The sequence below is a fragment of the Streptosporangiales bacterium genome, from assembly GCA_009379825.1.
In the GTDB taxonomy this organism is placed as follows: Bacteria; Actinomycetota; Actinomycetes; order Streptosporangiales; family WHST01; genus WHST01.
The window spans coordinates 80926-101015 of record WHTA01000007.1 but is presented as its reverse complement, the minus strand read 5'-3'; the positions used below and the strand labels follow the sequence as shown (position 1 = coordinate 101015).

At 69.6% G+C, this 20090-nt stretch carries 19 protein-coding genes and 1 pseudogene; 9 read left to right on the top strand and 11 right to left on the bottom strand.

Annotated features, from left to right (window positions below; all coding sequences use genetic code 11):
* Nucleotides 1-4: 4 nt before the first annotated feature.
* The 3 genes from GEV07_05790 (at nucleotide 5) to GEV07_05780 (ending at nucleotide 4068) form a co-directional block, all read left to right on the top strand.
* Nucleotides 5-799 carry a TIM barrel protein gene (locus GEV07_05790; GenBank protein MQA02246.1) on the top strand — a complete coding sequence of 265 codons (795 nt, stop codon included), beginning with the start codon at nucleotides 5-7 and terminating at the stop codon, nucleotides 797-799.
* A 63-nt stretch (nucleotides 800-862) separates the two neighbouring features.
* On the top strand, nucleotides 863-1696 hold the full coding sequence (locus GEV07_05785; protein ID MQA02245.1) for a hypothetical protein: 834 nt from the start codon (nucleotides 863-865) through the stop codon (nucleotides 1694-1696).
* A complete protein-coding gene (locus GEV07_05780) occupies nucleotides 1693-4068 on the top strand; it encodes a beta-galactosidase (protein MQA02244.1) in 2376 nt (791 codons plus the stop codon). Before GEV07_05785 ends, GEV07_05780 begins: the two co-directional genes overlap by 4 nt.
* Here the strand turns inward: GEV07_05780 and GEV07_05775 are convergent.
* The 7 genes from GEV07_05775 to GEV07_05745 form a co-directional block, all read right to left on the bottom strand.
* The gene (locus tag GEV07_05775; protein ID MQA02243.1) at nucleotides 4063-5502 is read right to left on the bottom strand and encodes a hypothetical protein; all 1440 of its coding nucleotides are present in this window, start codon (nucleotides 5500-5502) and stop codon (nucleotides 4063-4065) included. The genes GEV07_05780 and GEV07_05775 overlap by 6 nt on opposite strands.
* A complete protein-coding gene (locus tag GEV07_05770) occupies nucleotides 5499-6317 on the bottom strand; it encodes a polysaccharide deacetylase family protein (GenBank protein ID MQA02242.1) in 819 nt (272 codons plus the stop codon). Before GEV07_05770 ends, GEV07_05775 begins: the two co-directional genes overlap by 4 nt.
* Nucleotides 6310-7647, bottom strand: coding sequence for an MFS transporter (locus GEV07_05765; protein ID MQA02241.1), 1338 nt, complete (start codon nucleotides 7645-7647; stop codon nucleotides 6310-6312). The genes GEV07_05770 and GEV07_05765 overlap by 8 nt, the downstream gene beginning before the upstream one ends.
* Before the next feature lie 11 nt (nucleotides 7648-7658).
* On the bottom strand, nucleotides 7659-8360 hold the full coding sequence (locus tag GEV07_05760) for an SDR family oxidoreductase (GenBank protein ID MQA02240.1): 702 nt from the start codon (nucleotides 8358-8360) through the stop codon (nucleotides 7659-7661).
* Between the two features lie 19 nt (nucleotides 8361-8379).
* Nucleotides 8380-9126, bottom strand: a complete 747-nt coding sequence (locus GEV07_05755) for an SDR family oxidoreductase (protein MQA02239.1) — start codon at nucleotides 9124-9126, stop codon at nucleotides 8380-8382.
* Nucleotides 9127-9204: 78 nt separating this feature from the next.
* A complete protein-coding gene (locus GEV07_05750; protein ID MQA02238.1) occupies nucleotides 9205-9999 on the bottom strand; it encodes an FCD domain-containing protein in 795 nt (264 codons plus the stop codon).
* Between the two features lie 51 nt (nucleotides 10000-10050).
* Nucleotides 10051-11391, bottom strand: a complete 1341-nt coding sequence (locus GEV07_05745; protein ID MQA02237.1) for an MFS transporter — start codon at nucleotides 11389-11391, stop codon at nucleotides 10051-10053.
* A gap of 158 nt (nucleotides 11392-11549) precedes the next feature.
* Here GEV07_05745 and GEV07_05740 point away from each other — a divergent pair, with 158 nt between their 5' ends.
* Genes GEV07_05740 through GEV07_05715 form a run of 6 tightly spaced genes read left to right on the top strand, consistent with a single transcriptional unit; the run spans nucleotide 11550 to nucleotide 17273 of the window.
* On the top strand, nucleotides 11550-12341 hold the full coding sequence (locus GEV07_05740) for a helix-turn-helix domain-containing protein (GenBank protein ID MQA02236.1): 792 nt from the start codon (nucleotides 11550-11552) through the stop codon (nucleotides 12339-12341).
* Between the two features lie 24 nt (nucleotides 12342-12365).
* Nucleotides 12366-13514, top strand: coding sequence for a CoA transferase (locus GEV07_05735; protein MQA02235.1), 1149 nt, complete (start codon nucleotides 12366-12368; stop codon nucleotides 13512-13514).
* Nucleotides 13507-14226 carry an enoyl-CoA hydratase/isomerase family protein gene (locus GEV07_05730; GenBank protein ID MQA02234.1) on the top strand — a complete coding sequence of 240 codons (720 nt, stop codon included), beginning with the start codon at nucleotides 13507-13509 and terminating at the stop codon, nucleotides 14224-14226. The genes GEV07_05735 and GEV07_05730 overlap by 8 nt, the downstream gene beginning before the upstream one ends.
* Nucleotides 14223-15050, top strand: coding sequence for a CoA transferase subunit A (locus tag GEV07_05725; protein ID MQA02233.1), 828 nt, complete (start codon nucleotides 14223-14225; stop codon nucleotides 15048-15050). The genes GEV07_05730 and GEV07_05725 overlap by 4 nt, the downstream gene beginning before the upstream one ends.
* The gene (locus tag GEV07_05720) at nucleotides 15043-15774 is read left to right on the top strand and encodes a glutaconate CoA-transferase (protein MQA02232.1); all 732 of its coding nucleotides are present in this window, start codon (nucleotides 15043-15045) and stop codon (nucleotides 15772-15774) included. Before GEV07_05725 ends, GEV07_05720 begins: the two co-directional genes overlap by 8 nt.
* Before the next feature lie 20 nt (nucleotides 15775-15794).
* On the top strand, nucleotides 15795-17273 hold the full coding sequence (locus tag GEV07_05715) for an AMP-binding protein (GenBank protein MQA02231.1): 1479 nt from the start codon (nucleotides 15795-15797) through the stop codon (nucleotides 17271-17273).
* Nucleotides 17274-17280: 7 nt separating this feature from the next.
* Here GEV07_05715 and GEV07_05710 read toward each other — a convergent pair whose 3' ends face one another.
* From GEV07_05710 to GEV07_05695, 4 genes and pseudogenes are all read right to left on the bottom strand, one after another.
* Complete coding sequence (locus GEV07_05710) at nucleotides 17281-17598, bottom strand: hypothetical protein (GenBank protein MQA02230.1); 318 nt, start codon at nucleotides 17596-17598, stop codon at nucleotides 17281-17283.
* Complete coding sequence (locus GEV07_05705; protein ID MQA02229.1) at nucleotides 17543-18085, bottom strand: hypothetical protein; 543 nt, start codon at nucleotides 18083-18085, stop codon at nucleotides 17543-17545. Before GEV07_05705 ends, GEV07_05710 begins: the two co-directional genes overlap by 56 nt.
* A gap of 12 nt (nucleotides 18086-18097) precedes the next feature.
* On the bottom strand, nucleotides 18098-18901 hold the full coding sequence (locus GEV07_05700) for an enoyl-CoA hydratase (GenBank protein MQA02228.1): 804 nt from the start codon (nucleotides 18899-18901) through the stop codon (nucleotides 18098-18100).
* A 14-nt stretch (nucleotides 18902-18915) separates the two neighbouring features.
* Nucleotides 18916-20087 (bottom strand): annotated as a pseudogene (locus GEV07_05695) (acetyl-CoA C-acyltransferase).
* Between the last annotated feature and the right edge of the window lie 3 nt (nucleotides 20088-20090).

Genomic DNA, 20090 nt, shown 5'->3' with positions numbered 1-20090 from the left:
GTCGATGCCCATCCGCCTCGCTGCCCAGGAGCACATGCTCGAAGGTGCCGATCTGGTCGAGAAGTTCGAGTTCGCGCGCTCCGTAGGCTTCGACGGCATCGAGCTGCTCGGCAAGGGCGACGGCATCTTCGCTGCACGCCGCGACGAGCTCGCGGCCGCCAGGGAAGCCGGCGTGGTGATGCCGTCGGTCTGTGTGCAGATGGACCGCTTCATCGGCGACTTCGACCCCGACCGCAGGGCGCAGGCACGCGCCGGGATGAAAGAGCTGCTGTCGACGATCGCGGTCGCCGGCGGGTTCGGTGCCGTCACGCCCGCGGCGTACGGCCTGTTCTCCCGCCGGCTGCCGCCGTTCACGCCACCCCGGTCGCCCGAGGACGACAGGGCCGTGCTGGTCGAGGAGCTCACCGCGCTCGGCGAGCACGCCGCACGCGAAGGCACCGTGGTGTTGCTCGAACCGCTGAACCGGTACGAGGACCACATGGTCAACACCCTCGCCAAGGCCGCCGAGCTGGTCCGTGAGGTGAACCTACCGTCCGTACGTGTAATGGCCGACTTCTTCCACATGAGCATCGAAGAGGGCAACCCGGCGCAGAGCCTCAGGGACGTCGGACCGCTCATCGCGCACGGCCAGCTCGGCGACACCAACCGGCTCGAGCCGGGCGCCGGCCACCTGGACTGGGACGCCTGCCTGGACGCCCTCGCCGACATCGGCTACGACGGCTGGCTGGCCATGGAGTGTCGCCTCAGCGGCCCGCCCGCCGAGGTGCTCCCCCGCGTCGCGAAGCTGTTGAGGCGCTGAGCCGGCGTAACGCCGCGTGCTCGGCCTTGTCCGTCTGTTCTACAACGTGGTAAGACCTCCGACATGGACGACGGCCTGAGCATCGATGCTCCCGAGCAGGTGGACGCCCCGCTGACCGTGTGGGACATCGCGTTCGCATCCGCACGGCCGGACCGGCAGGGGGTGCCCGACTTCGTGACGGAAGTCGGCGTCACGTTCGACGCACCGCTGGCCGGCGATGTCGTCCTCGCGCTCCACGGTCCAGGGGTCTTCTCCCCCACCACCGCGACCAAGCACTCCGACGTGCGGTCAGGTAGCTCGGTCAGATCGCGCTGGCGATGGGCGGCACCGTTGCGGGCAGAGGCACCGCCGTACGACATGCAGCTGACTGCAACAGCCACGTACGGCCGGCCAGGTGACCGCAGATCGGTGACCGCTGCGCGCAGCGTCGCCGTGGTGCCGCCGCCGGCACCTGACAAGGACGTCTACGTCAGCGACCTGGACTTCTCCTGGGCGACCAACGGGTACGGCCCGATCGAGCGGGACGCGGCGAACGGCCAGCTGAGGCCCGGTGACGGCGGGCCGATCCGGCTGGACGGGAAGACGTACGAGAAGGGCATCGGGACCAACGCCCGCAGCGTCGTCGGCGTACATCTCGGCGGGAAGTGCACGCGCTTCACGGCCGTGGTCGGCATCGACGACGTGCGCGGCGGCGCCGGCAGCGTCCAGTTCCGGGTGCTCGGGGACGGGCGGGTGCTCTACGAGAGCCCCGTGCTTACAGGGAGTTCGGCCGCGGAGCAGGTATCCGTCGACGTCACGGGGATCGAGCAGCTCGACCTGGTCGCCGACCCCACGGCCGACGGGCAGGCCAACGACGGCGCCGACTGGGCGGACGCACGGCTGGAGGTCGGGCGATGAGCGTACGGCGCCTGTCCCGGCGACAGCTCCTCGGCGCAAGCGCCGGCCTCGCGACCGTCGCCGCGCTCGGGCGGCACCTGCCCGTCGCGGCCGCGACGGCGCGCGGCCAGGAGGGAGATCGGGTCCCGTTGACGACCGACTGGCTGTTCGGCGGCAGGTGCATCGAGGGCAGCACCCGTCCCGACTACGGCGACGCCGACTTCGAACGGGTCACGCTGCCGCACTCCGCCGTCGACCTCTCCTGGCGGAACTGGGACATCGAGGCGTGGGAACACCGGTGGATCTACCGCCGACACTTCCGGCCGCCGGACGACCTGGCGAACAAGCGCGTCTTCGTCGACTTCGAAGGTGCACTCAGTGCGGTGGCACCGACGGTCAACGGCACCGAGCTCGAGGAACACCTCGGCGGCTACCTGCCGTTCAGCTACGAGCTCACCGACCTCGTGCGCGAGGGCGACAACGTGCTCGCCGTCGTGCTCGACGGACGCTGGCTCGACGTACCGCCTTCCGGACACGAGAACGGCGCGATCACCGTCGACTACCTGCAGCCCGCCGGGCTCTACCGTGACGTGACGCTCCGCGTGGTGCCACAGGTGTTCATCGACGACGTGTTCGCCAAGCCGGTGAGCGTACTGTCCGCGAAGCGGCGGGTGGACGTCGAGTGCACGCTGGACGGCGCGAAAGCACTGCCAGGCAGTGCACGCGTCGAGGTGCGGCTCACCGACGGCGCCCGGGTAGTGGCCACCAGGTCGGTGCCGGTCGAGCTCGGCAAACCGGGGCGCACCACGGTCGAAGCGACGCTCGACGATCTCGGCGACGTAAGGCTCTGGGACGTCGACGACCCGCACCTCTACGACGTCACCGCGACGCTCATCGTGGACGACGAGCGGATGCACGAGTACGCCACGAGGATCGGGTTCCGCGACGCGCGGTTCGAAGCGGACGGGTTCTACCTCAACGGGCGGCACGTCAAGCTGTTCGGCCTCAACCGGCACCAGACGTACCCGTACACGGGGATGGCCATGCCGGACCGTGTGCAGCGTCGCGACGCCCAGATCCTGCGCAACGAGCTCAACTGCAACGCGGTTCGCTGCGCCCACTATCCGCAGTCCGCCGCGTTCATGGACGCGTGCGACGAGCTCGGCCTGCTGGTCTTCGAGGAGATACCCGGCTGGCAGTACGTCGGCGACGAGGCCTGGCAGGACCTTGCGGTACGCGACGTCGAGACGATGATCCGGCGCGACCGCAACCGCCCGTCGGTCGTCGTCTGGGGCGTACGGATCAACGAGTCGGCCAACTTCCCCGGCTTCTATGCCCGCACGGAGAAGGTGGCGAAGCAGCTCGACGACTCGCGCCAGACGTCCGGCGCGATGGTCGGTGGACTGTACTCCCGCAGGGACTTCCAGCACGACGTGTTCGCCTACAACAACTACCTCGGCGCCGGCGAGGTGGCGACGCTGCGGCCGCCGTTGCCCGACATCCCGTACTACGTTACGGAGTCTGTCGGGTCGCTCGACGGCGCACCTCTCTACCGGCACACCGACCCCGCCGACGTGCAGGCGCGTCAGGCGTACCTGCACGCGCAGGTGCACAACCAGGCGGGCAGCGACGACCGCTACGCCGGCCTGGTCGCCTGGTCGGCGATCGACTACCAGTCGATCAACGGCGGCAACCGTATCTACGAGGGACTCAAGTGGAACGGCGTGCTCGACACGTTCCGCATGCCCAAGCTCGGAGCGACCATCTACCGCGCCCAGGTCGACCCCCGCGTGCGCCCGGTGATCGAGCCCGCCTTCTTCTGGGACTTCGGTGCCGACTCGCCAGAGCACGGTCCTGGCAAGGAGGCGATGGTCTGCTCCAACTGTGAGCGGCTCGAGGTGTACGTCGGCGACGGGCACCGTGCGACCGTGCGGCCAGCGGTCGCGCGGTTCCCTTACCTGCCGTACCCGCCGTCGTTCCTCGACCTGACCGTCGACGGTGCCTCCGCCGGCGAGTTGCGTATCGACGGCTACGTGGACGGCGAACGCGTGCTGCGGCGCCGGTTCTCCGCCGACACCAAGGGCGACCGGCTGGCGCTGCACGCCGACGACGACGCGATCCGCGCGGACGGCTCGGACGCCACCAGGGTCTCGTTCCGCGCGGTCGACAGGCACGGCTCGCCGCGCCCTTACGTGACGGGCAAGCTGTCGCTGACCGTCGAAGGCCCGGGTGAGCTCGTCGGCGACGACCCGTTCGACCTCGGCGCGAACGGGGGTGTCGGCGCCGTCTGGGTGCGCAGCGTGGCGAGCCGCGCGGGCACGGTGCGGTTGCGCGCCGAGCACGGACGCCTGGGGACCGCGGAGGTCACCGTCGTCACGCGCCAGGGCTCATGAGCACGCCGTGCGTGGGGAAGTGGGGCTTCGGAACGGTGCGAGCGCGTGTTCCAGCGAGCGGCAGGCGCGCAGTACGGTCGCCTCGCTGCCCGGGCGGCCGATCAGCTGGAGGCCGACCGGCAGGCCGTCGACCAGGCCGCAGGGTACGGTCGCTGCGGCGTAGCCCGTGTAGTTGACCAGGTACGTGTACGCGACGTACGGCAATCTGGCTTCGTCGGGGATCCTGGTTAGGTCGTCCGACAGCTCAGCGGCGACCATACCGACGGTCGGGGTGACGAGCAGGTCGGCGCCGTCGAAGAGGTCCTCCACCAACCGGATCGCGGCGAACCGGTCAGCCAACGCGGCCGAGTACTGCGCGCCGGTGACCGTGGCGGCGCGCTCGAAGTGCGTGCGCGCGTAGTCGGTGAGCAGACCCCTGGCGGTGATGTCCTCGTAGAACCTGGCGCCACCGACCGCGTACCTGTCGGCCATCATCATTGCGTAGAAACCCTCGCGCCAGCGCGCCGCCTCCATGCTGCCTGCGGACTCCCGCGCCGTTGCGCCCGCGCGTTCAAGCGCGGCCAGCGCTTCCCTGCAAGTCGCTGCGATCTCTTCGGTCGCGTCGAACAGCCCGGACCGCTGCAACCAGGTCACCCGGAGGCCGGCGACGCCGTCGTCGAGACCGGTCAGGTAGTCGCCGGGCGGGGTCGGCACGGAGGCCGGATCTCGGTCGTCGGGACCGGCGAGCACCTGCAGCATGGTCGCGGCATCGCGTACGTCCCTGGTAATCGGGCCGGCCGACGAGAACAGTAACGTGCCGACCAGACCGCCGACGTGCGGCACCACACCGCGACTCGGCTGCACGCCGACGGTGCCGCACAACGCCGCAGGGATACGGGTGGAGCCGCCGCCGTCGCTGCCGACGGCGAGCTGGGTGAACCCGGCCGCCACGCTCGCCGCGGCGCCGCCACTCGAACCACCGCACGTGCGTGCCGGGTCCCAGGGATTCACCGTCTCCGGCGCGAGGTCGTTCACCGTGCGGATGAAGATGGCGAACTCCGGCGTATTCGTCTTGCCGACGATGACGGCGTCCGCGGCGCGCAACCGCTCGGCGTGCACGGAGTCGAAGTCCGGCACGTAGTCCTCGAGTGCCCGCGATCCCGACGTCGTGCGCACGCCGGCGGTCTCGTAGAGGTCCTTCAACGACACCGGCACGCCGAACAACGGCCCTGGCTGCTCGCCGGCGTCGAGCTTCGCCTGCAACCGCTGTGCCGTCTCCCTGGCACCCGCCTCGTCGACGGTGAGGAACGAGTGCACCGCGCCGTCTCGCTCCGTGATCCGCCGCAACGCTTCGTCCACGACCTCGGCAACGGTCAGCTCGTGCCGTACGAGGCGATCACGCATCGCCCACGCAGGCCCGTCGAGCAACCGGCCCGCCTCGCTGGAATCGCTCAACCAGATCGCCTCTGCAACAGCGCGGGGCGCAGTTCGTCGGTCAGCTCCTCGAAGGTACGGAACCGCGCGTTGCCCGCCTCCAACACGTGTTCCACGAACCGTTCGAGCACCCACAGCCGCGACGGCCGCCCGATCACCTGCGGGTGCATGGCGACGACCAGGCAGCGGTCCGGCTCCCTGCTCAACTGGTCGAACTCGATCGTCCACGTCTCCAACATCGCGCTCGGCGCGGAGATCGTGCGGCCTGGCAACTTGTTGCTGTACAAGAAGAACGGCGCGTCGTCGAGATACCAGGAGAACGGGAACTCCAGGATGTCCGTCTCCCGGTCGCCGTCGCGCAGCAGGTAAGGCGAGTCACCGTCGAACATGTTGCTCGAGTACTCGAACCCGTACTCCTCCATCAGCGCGATGGTGCGCAGGGTGAACTCGGCGGACGGCGACCGGTAACCACGCGGTCTGCTGCCGGTGAACTCCTCGAGCACGCCGAGTGCGGTCTCGAACTCCTCGCGCTCCTGCGCCTCGCCGAGGTCCTTCGCCCAGGTGTGCGTGTGGCTGTGGTGGCCGATGCCGAACCCAGCCTCCACGATGGTACCGATCTCCGCCGGGTAGCGCTGCACGACGAGCCCAGGCACGAAGAACGACGCGGGAATCGCGTACCTGGCAAGCAGATCGAGCACTCGCGGCAGCCCGACCGTCGGGCCGTACCTGCCCTGGGAGAGCCAGATCGGCTTGCTCGCACTCTCCGGGTCACGCGCCTCCCACAGCGTCTCCGCGTCCACGTCGAAGGTGAGCACGACGTCGATCGGTTCACTCACAACGATCTCCTCCCTGGCGTACGCTCACACGTCGCGCAGCGGTTCGTGTGCGGTCTCCTTCAGCCTGAGGTAGACGACCAGCGTCGGCACCGCCACCGCCATCGCCCAGAACGCCGGGGCGATCGGCGTACCCAACAGCGCGATCAGGCCGGTGCCGACGATCGGTGCGGTGCCACCGAACGCGGCTGAGCTCAGGTTGTACGGCAACGCGAGCCCGGAGTACCGCAACCGGCTCGGGAACATCTCCGTCACGGCCGCGGTGCCCGCACCGCCGTAGAGCGACATCAGGCCGAGCGCGGGCACCTGCATGATCAATGCCACGTGGAACGAACCGTGCGACAGCAGCCAGTAGATCGGCAGCGAGAACACGATCATGCCCAGCACGTGTACGAGGAGTATCGGCCGCCGGCCCACCCGGTCGGAGAGCCGGCGTGAGCGCGGCGTAGATACACATGCCGACCAGGTTCACCGTGTACGCGTCCGTCAGGCTCAACCCGGCGGCCTGGTTCAGGTACGTCGGCATGTATGCCATGAACGTGTAGAACCCGACGTTCGGGAACGCGACGAAGAAGAACGCCGTGAGCATCGCGCGGCGCTGGGTGCGCAGTGCCTCCCTCGTCGGCGTCGCCGCGACCAGCTCCTCCTGCTCCAGCTTCTGGAAGTGCGGCGTGTCCTCCATCCGGAACCGCACGTACAGCCCGACCAGGCCGAGCACCAGGGCGATGAGGAAAGGGAACCGCCAGCCGACATCGCGCAGGAACTGCTCGGACCAGACGTTGGTGATCGCGGTGACCACGAGGATGCCGCCGAGCTGGCCGACGATCACGCTGAACTGCTGCCAGCTGGCGATCCAGCCGCGCCTGCCCTCGCGGGCGTTCTCCACCATCAGCGCGGCGGAACCGGTCCACTCACCGCCGGCGGAGAAGCCCTGCACCAGGCGCAGCAACGTCAACGCGATGGGTGCCGCGACGCCTACCGACGCGTACGTCGGCAGCAGGCCCATGCCGAAGGTGGCCAGCGACACCATGATCAGCGCGAGCCCGAGCGCGACCCTGCGCCCCTTCCGGTCACCGAGCTGGCCGAAGAACAGGCCGCCGAGCGGGCGCACCACGAAGCCGACGCCGAACACCGCGAAGTTCGCCAGCGTCGACGCCACCACACTCGAGGACGGGAAGAACAGCTGCGAGAGCACGGGACTCAACGCGGCGTAGACGCCGTAGTCGTACCACTCGATGAAGTTCCCGATCCCGCCGGCGAACACTGCCTTGCGGGTCCGTCTGGGCGAGGTGTCGGGCGTCGCCGTCGCCGAACCGGTCATCATGTCTCCCATGGGTTTGCTGCCTACAGTGAGCGGCCACCGTCGACGACGAGGTTGTGGCCGGTGATCGCGCCGGCGTCCGGCGAGACGAGGTAGCAGGCGGCGGCCGCCACCTCGTCCGCAGTCACCAGCCGGCCGATCGGTATCGGTGCTTGCGCGTCGGCCATGGCGAAGGCCTGGTCGGAATCCGCGGCGCCCCACGCGTCGAGCATCAGCGGGGTGAGCGTGACGCCGGGTGAGACGCAGTTGACCCTGATGCCTGCCGACCCGAGTTCCACGGCGAGCAGCTTGGTCAGGTGGATCACGCCGGCCTTCGCGGCGCCGTAGCCCGCCATCCCGCGTCGTGCGCGGATCCCCGAACCGGACGAGACCAGCACGATCGCGCCGCCGCCGGTACGCATGGCGTCGGCAGCCGCGCGGGCGACGGCGTAGCTACCGACGAGATCGACGTCGACCAGCTCCCTGAACTGGTCGACGCTGAGCTCCGCCACGGACTCGCCGCGCTGCGCGATCGCGGCGCAGTGCACGACCGCGTCGACGTCGCCCCAGCGATCGCATACCTCGGTGAACGCGGCTGCGACGGCATCGCCGTCGCGTACGTCGACCTGCAGGTGCACGCCGGGCTCGGCGGCGCGGTCGAGAACGGCGACCCGCCAGCCGCCGTCGACCAGCCGTTGCACGGTCGCCGCGCCGATGCCCGACGCGCCACCGGTGACCACGGCCACCTGTCGTCCGTTCGTCACGTCAGCCTCCCCACGTCGTCCAGCCACCGTCGACGCAGATGGTCTGGCCGGTGACGTACGAGGCGTCGGCGCTCGCGAGGAACGCGACCACCTTCGCCACCTCCGCCGTCGTGCCGAACCTGCCCATCGGGGTGCGGGCGAGCACCATGTCGGGGTCGAGCAGGCCGCGCTCGAAGTTGCGTTCCACCAGCGGGGTCCTGATGGTGCCTGGCGCGACCGCGTTCACCCGCACCCCGTGCGGCGCCCACTCGCCGGCCAGCGACCGGGTGAAGCCCTCGACGGCCGCCTTCGTCGCGCCGTACGCGGTGCGGCCTGGCAGCCCGACGTGGGCGGCGACGCTGCTGACGTTCACCACCGCGCCGCCGGCTGCGTGTAGCGCGGCGGAGCAGCGCGCGACCAGCCGGAAGTGGGCGCGGACGTGCACGCCGAACAGGTCGTCCCACTCCCGCGGGGCGATCTCCTCCACCGGCTTGGTCAGGCCGGTGCCGGCGTTGTTGACCAGCGCGGCCAGCTCCCCCGCCCGGTCGACGGCCGCACCCAGCGCGTCCACCCCTTCGTCGGTGCGTACGTCCGCGGCTACCGGCACGACCTCGGCGTCCGCGGCGCGCCACTGCGCGGTGAGCTGGTCGGCCGGCTCGCCGGGGAGGTCCGCGACCACCAGCGCGTAGCCGCGCGCGGCGAGCTCGGCCGCGCAGGCGGCACCGATGCCGGCGGCGGCGCCGGTCACCAGGGCCCAGGGGCGGGGCATGTCACTCCTCGGGAAATGACTGGTCAGACCAGTGCACGATGGTAAGCGCTCCGCACTGGTCTGTCCAGTGGTGAGTGGCTAGGAGTTGACGAAGGGGTTCTCGCCGGGACCGCAGAGCTTGGCCAGGGCCAGCCGCTCGTCCACGGCGAGCGCGTCCCCGTAGTACGCGAGCAAGCTCTGCTTCGCCAGCGCGGCGGCCAGCTCGCCGTCACCGGACTCGATCGCGGCGAACACCAGCTCGTGGTGGCGCAGCGACTCCTCCAGCTGCGCCCTGGCGTCGCCGGCCTGGGCGATCTTGTCGCCGATCTGCGCGAGCACGGCCTGCCGCGCGGCCTTCAGGTTGTACTCCAGCAGCGTGTTCCTGCTCGCCCGCACGATGCACTCGTGGAAGGCGAAGTCCGCCCGGCCGAACGCCTCGCCGCCCTCGTCGACGGCGGCGCGCATCGCGGCCAGACTGCCGCGGATCTCGGTCAGCTGGTCCTCCGTGCGCAGATACGCGGCCAGCTGGTTCGCCGCCGACTCCAGCACCATGCGGAACCCGACCAGCTCACCGGGGGTGCAGCCGTGCAGCTTGGCGATCCTCGTCATGGTGTCGGCCAGCGGCCCACCGGCCGGGTCGAGCACCAGCGGCCCGGCCCGGTCACCGTGCCGCGACCGCACCAGTCCGGAGTTCTCCAGCACCCGCAACGCCTCGCGCACCGACGCGCGGCTCACCCCGTAACGCGCGACCATCTCGCGCTCGCTGGGCAGCCGGTCGCCGGGCTGCAGCACGCCGGCGTAGAGATCCCGTTCCACCGCGTCGACGATCTGCCGGTACGCGCGGCCGGCCGGGAGCTGTTCCGCCGCGGCCACCGCATCCGTCTCGCCAACCATGGGCACCCTCCGCTTCCGTGCCCATCCTCTCGCGCCGCGCGCCGCGGACGGTCAGCCGACCCGCTCCGCGGCCTGGTCGGCAGTGGAGGCGGTGGGGACGAAGCTGTCGTCGGCCCGGGTCAGCACCTTGCTGCGGTGCACGGCGTACGCGCCGACGAGCGCCACGAGCGCGGCACACGACAGCCACACGCCAGGCATGGCCTTGTTCCCCGTGACGTTGATCAGCCAGGTGGCGATCGCCGGGGTGAAGCCGCCGAAGATCGCCTGCGCGAGGCTGTACGCGAGCGCGAAGCCGCTGGCCCGTACCTTCGCCGGCATGATCTCCGTAAGAGTCACCACCATGACGCCCTGGTAACCGCCGTACATGAACGACAGGGCGAGCAACACCGCCAGCATCCGCGGGAACGACGGCGCCGCGGTGAGCCAGAGCATCAGCGGGAACGCGGTGACCGCGACCAGCACGGCGGACGCCGTCAGCACCCGCAACCTGCCGAGTCGGTCGGAGAGCGCACCCATGACGGGGATCCAGAACAGGTTCGAGAACCCTACGCACAGCGTGACCACGAAGCTGTCCGTCTGCGAGAGGCCGAGCTCACGCTCCCCGAAGGTCGGCGTGTACGTGGTGATCAGGTAGAACATCACGCTCGTCAGCGTGACCAACATGATCGCCGTCAGCACGATCCGCCAGCTCTGCACCAGGGTGGCGTAGACCTCGCGGAACTTCGGCCTGCGTTGCTTTGTGCGGGCCTCGAAGTCCTCGGTCTCCGTCAGTGTGGCCCGGATCCAGAACAGGAACGGGATGATCAGACAGCCGATGAGGAACGGCACCCGCCATCCCCACGCCTGCATCTGCGCGTCGGCGAGGGTGAAGTGGAGCACGACACCGATGACGGCGGCGAAGATGACCGACACCTGTTGGCTGCCCGACTGCCAGCTGACGTAGAAGCCGCGCTTGCCCGGCGTCGCGATCTCCGCCAGGTACACGGAGACGCCGCTCGACTCCGCGCCCGCGGAGAAGCCCTGCAGCAACCGGCCGAGGAGCACGAGGATCGGCGCAGCCAGCCCGATCGTCGCGTACCCGGGCGTGAGCGCGATGAGCAGTACGCCGATCGACACCAGCCCAAGGCTCAGGATCAGGCCCTTGCGGCGACCGTGCTTGTCGATGTAGCCGCCGAGGATGATCGCGCCCAACGGCCGCATCAGGAAGCCCATGCCGAACGTCACGAACGACAACATCAACGAGACGTACTCGTTGTCGCTGGGGAAGACGGCCGTAGCGATGGCGGAGGCGTAGAAGCCGTACACCATGAAGTCGAACATCTCGAGGAAGTTGCCGCCCACCACCCGGAAGACGGAACCACCCTTCGACACCTTGCGAGCTCCGCTGGCCAGCACATCTCCATCGATCGTGGCGTTCTATTTTTTAGAACTATGTATCGTGATGTAGAACAGAGATATGACAGCAGAGCGCTTGTGGGGTGCCAACTGCTTGACCGTCATTTCTGCGGTCGAATATTGTTATATAGAACGAGGTTCTATATATTAGAACAATGGACTCGACTTTACTGAAGGGCCTGACGATGCTCGAGGCATTGGCCAAGAGCCCGGCACCGCGAGGCATCGCCGACCTCTCCCGCGAACTGGAGCTCACCAAGAGTAACGTGCACCGCACCCTGCAGACGCTGGTGAGCGCGGGCTACGTCCGTCCGGCCGAGACCGCAGGGACGTACGAGTGCACCCTCAAGCTCTTCGAGCTGGCCAGCTCGGTGATGGGGCGGGTGGACGTCCGCAGCGTCGCCGAGCCGCACATGCACGCCCTCGCCGCGGCGACCGAGGAGACCGTGCACCTCGCGGCACTCGACGGCATCGAGGTCATCTACCTGCACAAGATCGAGAGCCCGCAACCCGTGCGTGCATACTCCACGATCGGCGGGCGGGCTCCCGCGCACTGCGTCGCCACCGGCAAGGCACTGCTCGCCTACCAGGCCGACGAGACGCTTGCCGCGCTGCCGAAGCGGCTGTCCACCCACACCGAACGCACGCTCGGCGACCGCGACGCACTGCTCGACGAGCTCACCACCGTCAGACGACAGCGCTACGCGATGAACCGCGGTGAGTGGCGCGAGTCGGTGTGCGGCCTGGCCGCCATCGTGCTGGACGCGACCGGTTCGCCGACTGCCGCCATCGGTATCTCCGGGCCCGCGGACCGGCTGCGGCCGGCCACCTTGAAGCGCCACAGCACCATCGTCCTCGACACCGCACGCACGCTCTCCGAGCAGCTCGGCTGCGTGGACTACGAGGAAGCCACCGGCCGCTTCGGCGGCAAGAAGATACCGAGCTGAGGGGATGATCGGGTGCCACGACCGTTGGCGGGAATCAGAGTCGTCGAGTTCTGCAACGTCGCCGCCGGCCCGTTCTGCGGGATGTTGCTCGCCGACATGGGTGCGGACGTGGTGAAGATCGAACACCCGCACGGCGGCGACGGGCTGCGGCAGTGGCCACCGCTGACCGACGGCTTCAGCGAGAACTTCGCCTCGCTGAACCGCAACAAGCGCTCGGTCGCGCTCGACCTGAAGGACCCCGACGATGCCGCACGGGCCCGCCGCCTGGTGCTCGCCGCCGATGTCGTCGTGGAGAACAACCGACCGGGCGTGATGGCCCGCCTCGGCCTCGACTACGAGTCGTTCCGCGACGAGAAGCCGGCCCTCGTGTACTGCTCGATCTCGGCCTTCGGCCAGGACGGACCGCGCGCCGAAGAGGCGGGCTTCGATCTCACCGTGCAGGCGATGAGCGGCATCATGAGCGTCACCGGCGAACCCGACGGCGCCCCGGTGAAGTGCGGCGTGCCCATCGCCGACTTCAGCAGCGGCCTCTACGCGGCGTTCGCCATCGTCACCGCACTCGTCCAGGCACGCGACACCGGCCGCGGAGTACACATCGACGCACCGATGCTCGGCGTGTCACTGGCGATCGCGGCACTGCAGACCAGTGAGTACTTCGGCCGTGGCACCGACCCACGCAAGCTCGGGTCCGCACACCCGCGCAACGCGCCGTACCAGGCGTTCCGCGCCAGCGACGGGCACTTCGCGATGGCGGCCGGCAACGACAGCCTGTGGCGTGCCGTGTGTACGGCCATCGACCGGCAAGACCTGCTCGACGACCAGAGGTTCGTCAGCACCTCGGCGCGCGCGAGCCACCAGGAGGCGCTGCGCGACATCCTGGAGGTCGAGTTCAAGGACCGCACCTGCACCGAGCTGCTCGACCTGTTCCGTACGGCCGGTGTGCCCTGCGCCCCCATCCACACGTACTCGGAGGCGCTCGCCGACCCGCAGGTCGAGCACATGGGCTGGATCGAGGAGATCGAGCTGCCGGGCGGTCAGCGTACGCGGACGTTCGGCTCACCGGTCCGCTTCGACGGAGCCGGCTTCCCCGTCTACCGCCAGCCACCGGCGCTCGGCGAGCACGGCGCAGAACTGACTGGCGAGGACTGGGTGAAGGGGACGGCCAATGGCTGAGCTCGACGTCACCCGTACCGGCGCGGTGGTCACCGTCACCCTGAACCGGGCGGCCAAACGCAACGCGCTCTCCGCCGACCTGGTCGAAGAGCTCATCGACGCCGTGCAAGCAACCCCCGACGACACACAGCTGCTGGTGTTGCGTGGCAGCGGCAAGAACCTCAGCGCAGGGTTCGACTTCGGCGAAGGCGGCGACCCCGATACGGAGCTGCTGCACCGGTTCGTCCGGATCGAGCTGCTGCTCCAGGCGATCCACCACGCGCCGTACGCGACAGTGGCCCTCGCACACGGCAGGAACTTCGGCGCGGGTGCCGACCTCTTCGTCGCCTGCGACCACCGCGTCGCCAGCCCGGACGCGACGTTTCGCTTCCCCGGGCTCGCCTTCGGTCTGGTGCTCGGCACGCGACGGCTGGCCCACCGCACCTCGCCGTCGTGGGCGCAGAGCACGCTGGCCGGCCTACGTACGGTCGACGCCGCCGAGGCATCGGCGGCCGGGCTGGCCACCGCAGTCGTCGAACCCGGTGAGTGGGACGCGCACGTAACCCGCCTACAGCACGACACCGACACGCTGACGCCGAAGACCCGGGCCCGGCTGCACGACGTGCTGACGCCGGACACCAGGGACGCCGACCTGGCCGACCTGGTCCGCAGTGCGGCGAGCCCGGGTCTCGCGCACCGCATCCGCCGATTCAGGGAGGGGGCACACCGGTGACCACAGACGACGACAAGGTCGTCCCACTCGCCGAGCTCGCCAAGCGCATACCGGACGGGGCGTCGCTCACCCTGGGCGGCAGCTTCCTGCACCGCGGGCCGTTCGCGCTCGTACGCGAGCTCGTCCGGCAGCGACGTACGGGCCTGGAGGTCGTCAAGCAGTCGCCCGGCTACGACATCGACCTGCTCTGCCGCGCCGGGTGCGTCGCACGGGCGCGTACGGGGATCGTGGCACTGGAAGGGAACTTCGGCCTCGCGCCGTGGTACCGCAGGGCGGTGGAGAACGGTGACGTCACGCTCGAAGAGCACGCGTGCGCCAGCCTCACCGCCGGTCTGCGTGCCGCCGCGTTCGGCGTACCTTTCCAGCCGTGCGGCGGACTGCACGGTTCCGACCTGCCCGCGCTGAACGGCTGGCACGAGATCGAGGACCCGTACGGCTCCGGCCGATCGGTGTGGGTGATCCCCGAGATCACACCTGACGTCGCGGTTATCCACGCGAACGAGGTGAGCCCGCAGGGCGACGTGCGCGTCTTCGGCACCACGCACTGGGACCGGGTGATGACGAGGGCCGCACGCCGAGTGCTCGTCGTCGCCGAGCGGCTGGCGCCGACGGAGAGGTTCAAGGAGCAGCCGGAGCTGACGCTCGTGCCGCACTTCATGGTCGAGGCGGTCAGTGTCTTGCCGAACGGCGCCTGGCCGGGGTCGTGCTGGCCGGACTACGGCGTCGACTATCCGAGCGTGGAGCGCTACCTGCGCGACGGCGACGATGCGCTGCAGGAGCACCTCGCCGCGGCACCGGAAGCGGAGGTCGGCGCGCATGGCTGAGCAGTGGTCGCCGTTCTCGTACATCGTCACCAACCTGGCCAGGTTCGTACGGCCGCAGGAGGTGACGTTCAGCGGGGTGAACTCGGCACTGCCGATGCTCGCCTGCCTGCTCGCCAAGCGCGCGTACGACTTCGACTTCGTCTACATCAACGTCGCGGGCGGCGTCGACCCGACGCCACCGTCGGCACCGTTGTCCAGCTCGGACCCGGTGCTCGCCGAGGGCTCGACGGCGATCTTCGACAACGAGGACTTCTACGACCTGTGCACCCGCGGCCGGATGGACCTCTGCTTCCTCGGCGCGGCACAGGTCGACGGGCGGGGACAGACCAACGTCTCGTGCATCGGTGACTGGCACCACCCGAAGGTGCGGTTGCCCGGCGGAGGCGGCGGCGCGGTCATGCTGCCGACCGCCCGGCGGTCCTGCACCTGGCGCACCGAGCACTCGACAAGGACGATGGTCGAGCGGCTCGACTTCGTCACCGCGTCCGGCGGCATGCACGGGGTCGTCACACCGATCGCGGTGCTCGTGTTGCGCGACGGCCGGCTGGTACTCGACTCCTGGCACCCGGACACCACGGTGGACGAGGTGGTCGCCCGCACCGGCTTCGGGCTCGACATCAGCACGGCGAGCCCGACCCCGCCGCCCACTCCGGCCGAGGTGGAGGCGCTCGCCGCACTCGACCCGGACGGCCAGTTCGATCGTGATGCCGCCATCCGCGGCTGACGCACCGCCCGTTCGGAGGAATGACGTTGATCGACACGAGTACAGGGCTCCCCGCACAACTGCGCACGGCCATCGCCGCGCACGCCGACGCCGGACGGGTCGCGTTCGTGGACCATACCGACGGCACCGTCGGATACGCGGAGTTCGGCCGGCTGGTGGACGCGCACGCCGGCGCGGCGCACGCGGCTGGTGTGCGGCGCGGTGACGTGGTCGGCATCGCCGGCACGAAGTCGGTCGAGACGGTGGCCACGTTCTTCGGTGTACTGCAGGCAGGCGGCTGTCCGTGTTTCCTCGAGCCCAGGCTCGAGGACGACGGGGTGGTACAGCGGCTGACCATCGTGGGGATGCGCAAGCTCGTCGACCCGGAAGGCACGCTGCCCGCTGCCACACTGTCGGCGGCGGGGATCGAGGTACTCCGCGTCGACGGCACCGCCGACGCGTACCTCGACGACACGGTACCCGGCGACGACCGCGCCATGATGCTGTTCACGTCCGGCAGCACCGGCCAGCCGAAGGGCGTGCTGCTCTCCCACACGAACATGGCCACGAACGCCGCTGGCGTGTGGCAGCACACACGGGTGACACCGGATGACCGACTGCTGCACCTGATGCCGTTGCACCACACCAACGGCGTGAACAACCAGTTGGTGGTGCCGTTGCTCGCCGGCGCCACGATGGTGCTGATCCCGCGCTTCCGCGCCGCCGACGCCGTCGAGCAGCTGCGGACGTTCCGGCCGACGTACGTCACCGGCGTACCGACCATGTACAACCGGATGCTGCCGCACGTGGAGGCATCGGACTCGTTCCCTTACCTCAGGTTCCTGCGTTGCGGCTCCGCACCGATCACCGTGGCCGAGCACGAACGGATCGAGAGCGCGTTCGGCGTGCCACTCGTCGTCTCGTACGGACTGTCGGAGGCGACCTGCACGTCGACGATGAACCCGCCGGACGACCGGCGGGTGGGCACGGTCGGCACCGTGCTCGCCGGGCAACGCGTGGCGCTCTTCCACCCGGACACCGACGAGGAGGTACCGGTAGGCGCGACCGGCGAGATCCGGATCTCGGGGCCGGCACTGATGCAGGGGTACCTCGGCACCGACGTCGAACAGCCGGTGCGGAACGGCTGGTTGCGCACCGGCGACCTCGACACCTTCGACGCCGACGGCTACCTCACCATCACCGGCCGGCTGAAGGACGTCATCATCCGCGGCGGCGAGAACCTGTCCCCCGCGGTCATCGAGGGCGAGCTCGTCGCGCACCCAGCCGTCCGCGAGTGCTGTGTCGTAGGCCGGCCCGACGCCGACCTCGGCGAGGTACCGGTAGCGTTCGTCGCGTTCCACGGCGACCAGCAGCCGTCGGAGCACGAGCTGCAGGAGCTGGTCCACACCCGCCTGTCCCGCGTCTACGCCCCGGCCGCCGTCACCGTAGTCGATCGCCTCCCCACCAACGGCGTCGGCAAGGTAGACCGCACCGCACTACGCCGCCTCGCCCTCGACTGAGCGGTAGTCAGCTGGCTCGACCGCGGTCGACGAAGAGCTGCACGGCGTTGAGGTGGTCTTCACTCCTACGCAGTCGGCCCTGTTCGTACGCCTCCGCGATCATCGCCTCCACCAGGTCCACCCGGCCGAAGAAGCGGTCCACCCCGTAGAGGGTGGCGGCGATGGCAGGCGGGGCACCGACGAGGATCTGCGCCATCAGCTCGAAGCTCGTCTCCAGCAGGCCGGGCGCAGGCACCACCTCTGACGCGAAGCCGGCGCGGCTCGCCGACTCAGCATCGCAACGCGCGCCGGACAGCAACAGGTATCTGGCCTTCTCCAGGCCCACGTACTTCGGCCAGCGAGTACGACAGGCCCCAGTCGGGCATCAACCCCCGTTCCACGAACGGCGCGGCGAACCAGGCATCCGCAGCGACGACACGCAGGTCGGCCAGCAGCGCGAGACCGAAGCCCGCGCCCACGGCCGGCCCGTTGACCGCAGCGATCATCGGCTTGCCCAGCGACCGCAACGCCAACACGGTCGCCATCGAGTCGTGCAGGTAGCGCGCGATCCCGCTCTCCAGTGAGCTCTCGCGCAGCGCGTGCATCTCCTTCAGGTCGCCACCGGAACAGAAGCTCGTGCCCTCGCCCGTGAGTATCACGCCGCGTACTGCACTGTCGGAGGCGAACTCGTAGGCGAGATCCCTCAGCTCTGCCCGCATCTGTGTGCCCAACGCGTTGCGCACCTCGGGCCGCCGCAACGTCAGCAGCGCTATCCCGTCCCGCACCTCCACCGAGGTGTGCACGCGTCGCTCACTACTTTCAGCGTCGTCCATTCGCGTCTCTATCTACCATGCCCGTCCCCTGTCCAAGACGCGTCGACCGTCGTCATCGTCGACCACGAACGTCACGTCGTTACCGTCCAGCCATATCCGCGTGATCAGCGCATCTCCCGGGTAGACCGGCGCCGAGAACCGTGCACTCATCCCATTCAGCTTCCCGCCACCGGACTCCAGCTGCGCGACGACCGCACGGCAGGCGAAGCCGTAGGTGCACAGCCCGTGCAGGATGGGCCCGGGGAAGCCGGCTCGCCGCGCGACCTCCGGGTCGGCGTGCAACGGGTTCATGTCGCCGGTGAGGCGATAGAGCAACGCCTGTTCCGGATGGGTGTGCTGCCGCATGTTCACATCGGGATCGCGTTCCGGTAGTGACCACGGCTCGCTCGCGGCGCCCTGGGCGTCGCCGATACCTGTCACGCCGCGCAGGAAGGTCCCCGAGTCGGCCTCGAACAACGCCTTGCCGCCGCGGCCGAAGCCGGTCGTGCGAGTGCGGATCAGTGTGCCGGTGCGCTTGTCCAGCACCTCGAGGACCTTGCTCTGCACGTCGACCGTGCCCGCGGCCGGCAGCGGCGCGTACAGCCGCAGCGCCTGCTCACCGTGCACGAGTCCCCGCTTGTCGAGGTCACCGAGCCCGTCCCACGCGTCCGCGGTACGGCGGCCGACGACCGCGGCGAACGACGGCAGCACCCGCTGTCCGTCCGCACCGAGATCCTCCGTGGAGTACGCCAGTTCCGTGGCGTTGTCGAGTCCACTGGCACCTACGGCAAGGGCATACAGTGCAGAGTCCTTGCTCGTCCACGTCCTGCGTTCCATCGCGTTCCTTCCCGTCAGGGCAGTCGTTCGACCGCCATGGCGAAGCCCTGCCCGCCACCGACGCACATGGTGGCGAGACCCAACGTGCCGTCCGAGGTCTCCAGACCGTTCAGCAGTGTGGTGAGCAGCCGCACCCCCGTCATGCCGAAGGGGTGACCGAGCGCGATCGCACCACCGTGCAGGTTCAGCTGGCTCTCCTCGTCGATCCCCAGCTCGTCGACGACGGCGAGTACCTGTGCGGCGAACGCCTCGTTCAGCTCCACCAGGTCGAAGGCGCCGATGGTCAGCCCCAGCCTGTCCAGCAGCTTGCGGGTGGCGTCGATCGGTCCGATCCCATCAACTCAGGCGCGACACCGGAGACCGCACAGCCGAGGACCTTCGCCCGCGGCCGCAGGCCGAGCTCGCCGGCCCTGGTGTGCGACATGACGAGCGCGGCCGCTGCGCCGTCGCTGAGCGGACAGCTGTTGCCCGCCGTCACGACACCGTCGTCGGCGAACGCCGCGGGCAGCGTGGCGAGCAGGTCCACCGACGTCTTCTTGCGTGGTGAGTCGTCGGCCGCCAGCGCGCTGCCGTCCTGGAGCGGCACCGTGACGATCTCGCGGTCGAAGAAACCGGCGTCCTGTGCGGCGACGGCACGTGCGTGCGAGCGGACGGCGAACTCGTCCATCCGCTCACGAGACACACCGAACCGCTTCGCGACATTCTCCGCCGTCACGCCCATCGCGATGTACATGTCGTTGACGTAGTCGTCGCGGGCCGCCTCGAGGAACCTCGGGTTGCCGTGCTTGCCGGGGACGAAGGCGTCGTGCCGGGTCCGCGTCGTGCTCTCCACCCCGAGCGCGAGGAATGTGTCCCCGCCGCCTGCGACCACCGCGTCCGACACCATCCGCACCGCCTGCAACGACGACGCGCACGCGCGGCTCACTGTCGCTCCGCCCACGCTGTCGGGCAGTCCCGCGAGCGAGCCGGCGATCCTGCCGAGGTTCTTCGCCTGTTCGCCGACCAGGTTGGCGGCACCGAGCACCACGTCGTCGATCGCCGCAGCCTCGGCTTCTGGTACGCGCGCCAACAGGCCGCGCGCGACGTGTGCAGCGAGGTCGTCGGGTCGCCAGTCCACCAAGGATCCCTTGAAGGCACGGCCGATCGGACTCCGCACAGCGTCGACAACAACGGGCTCAGGACGCATGGT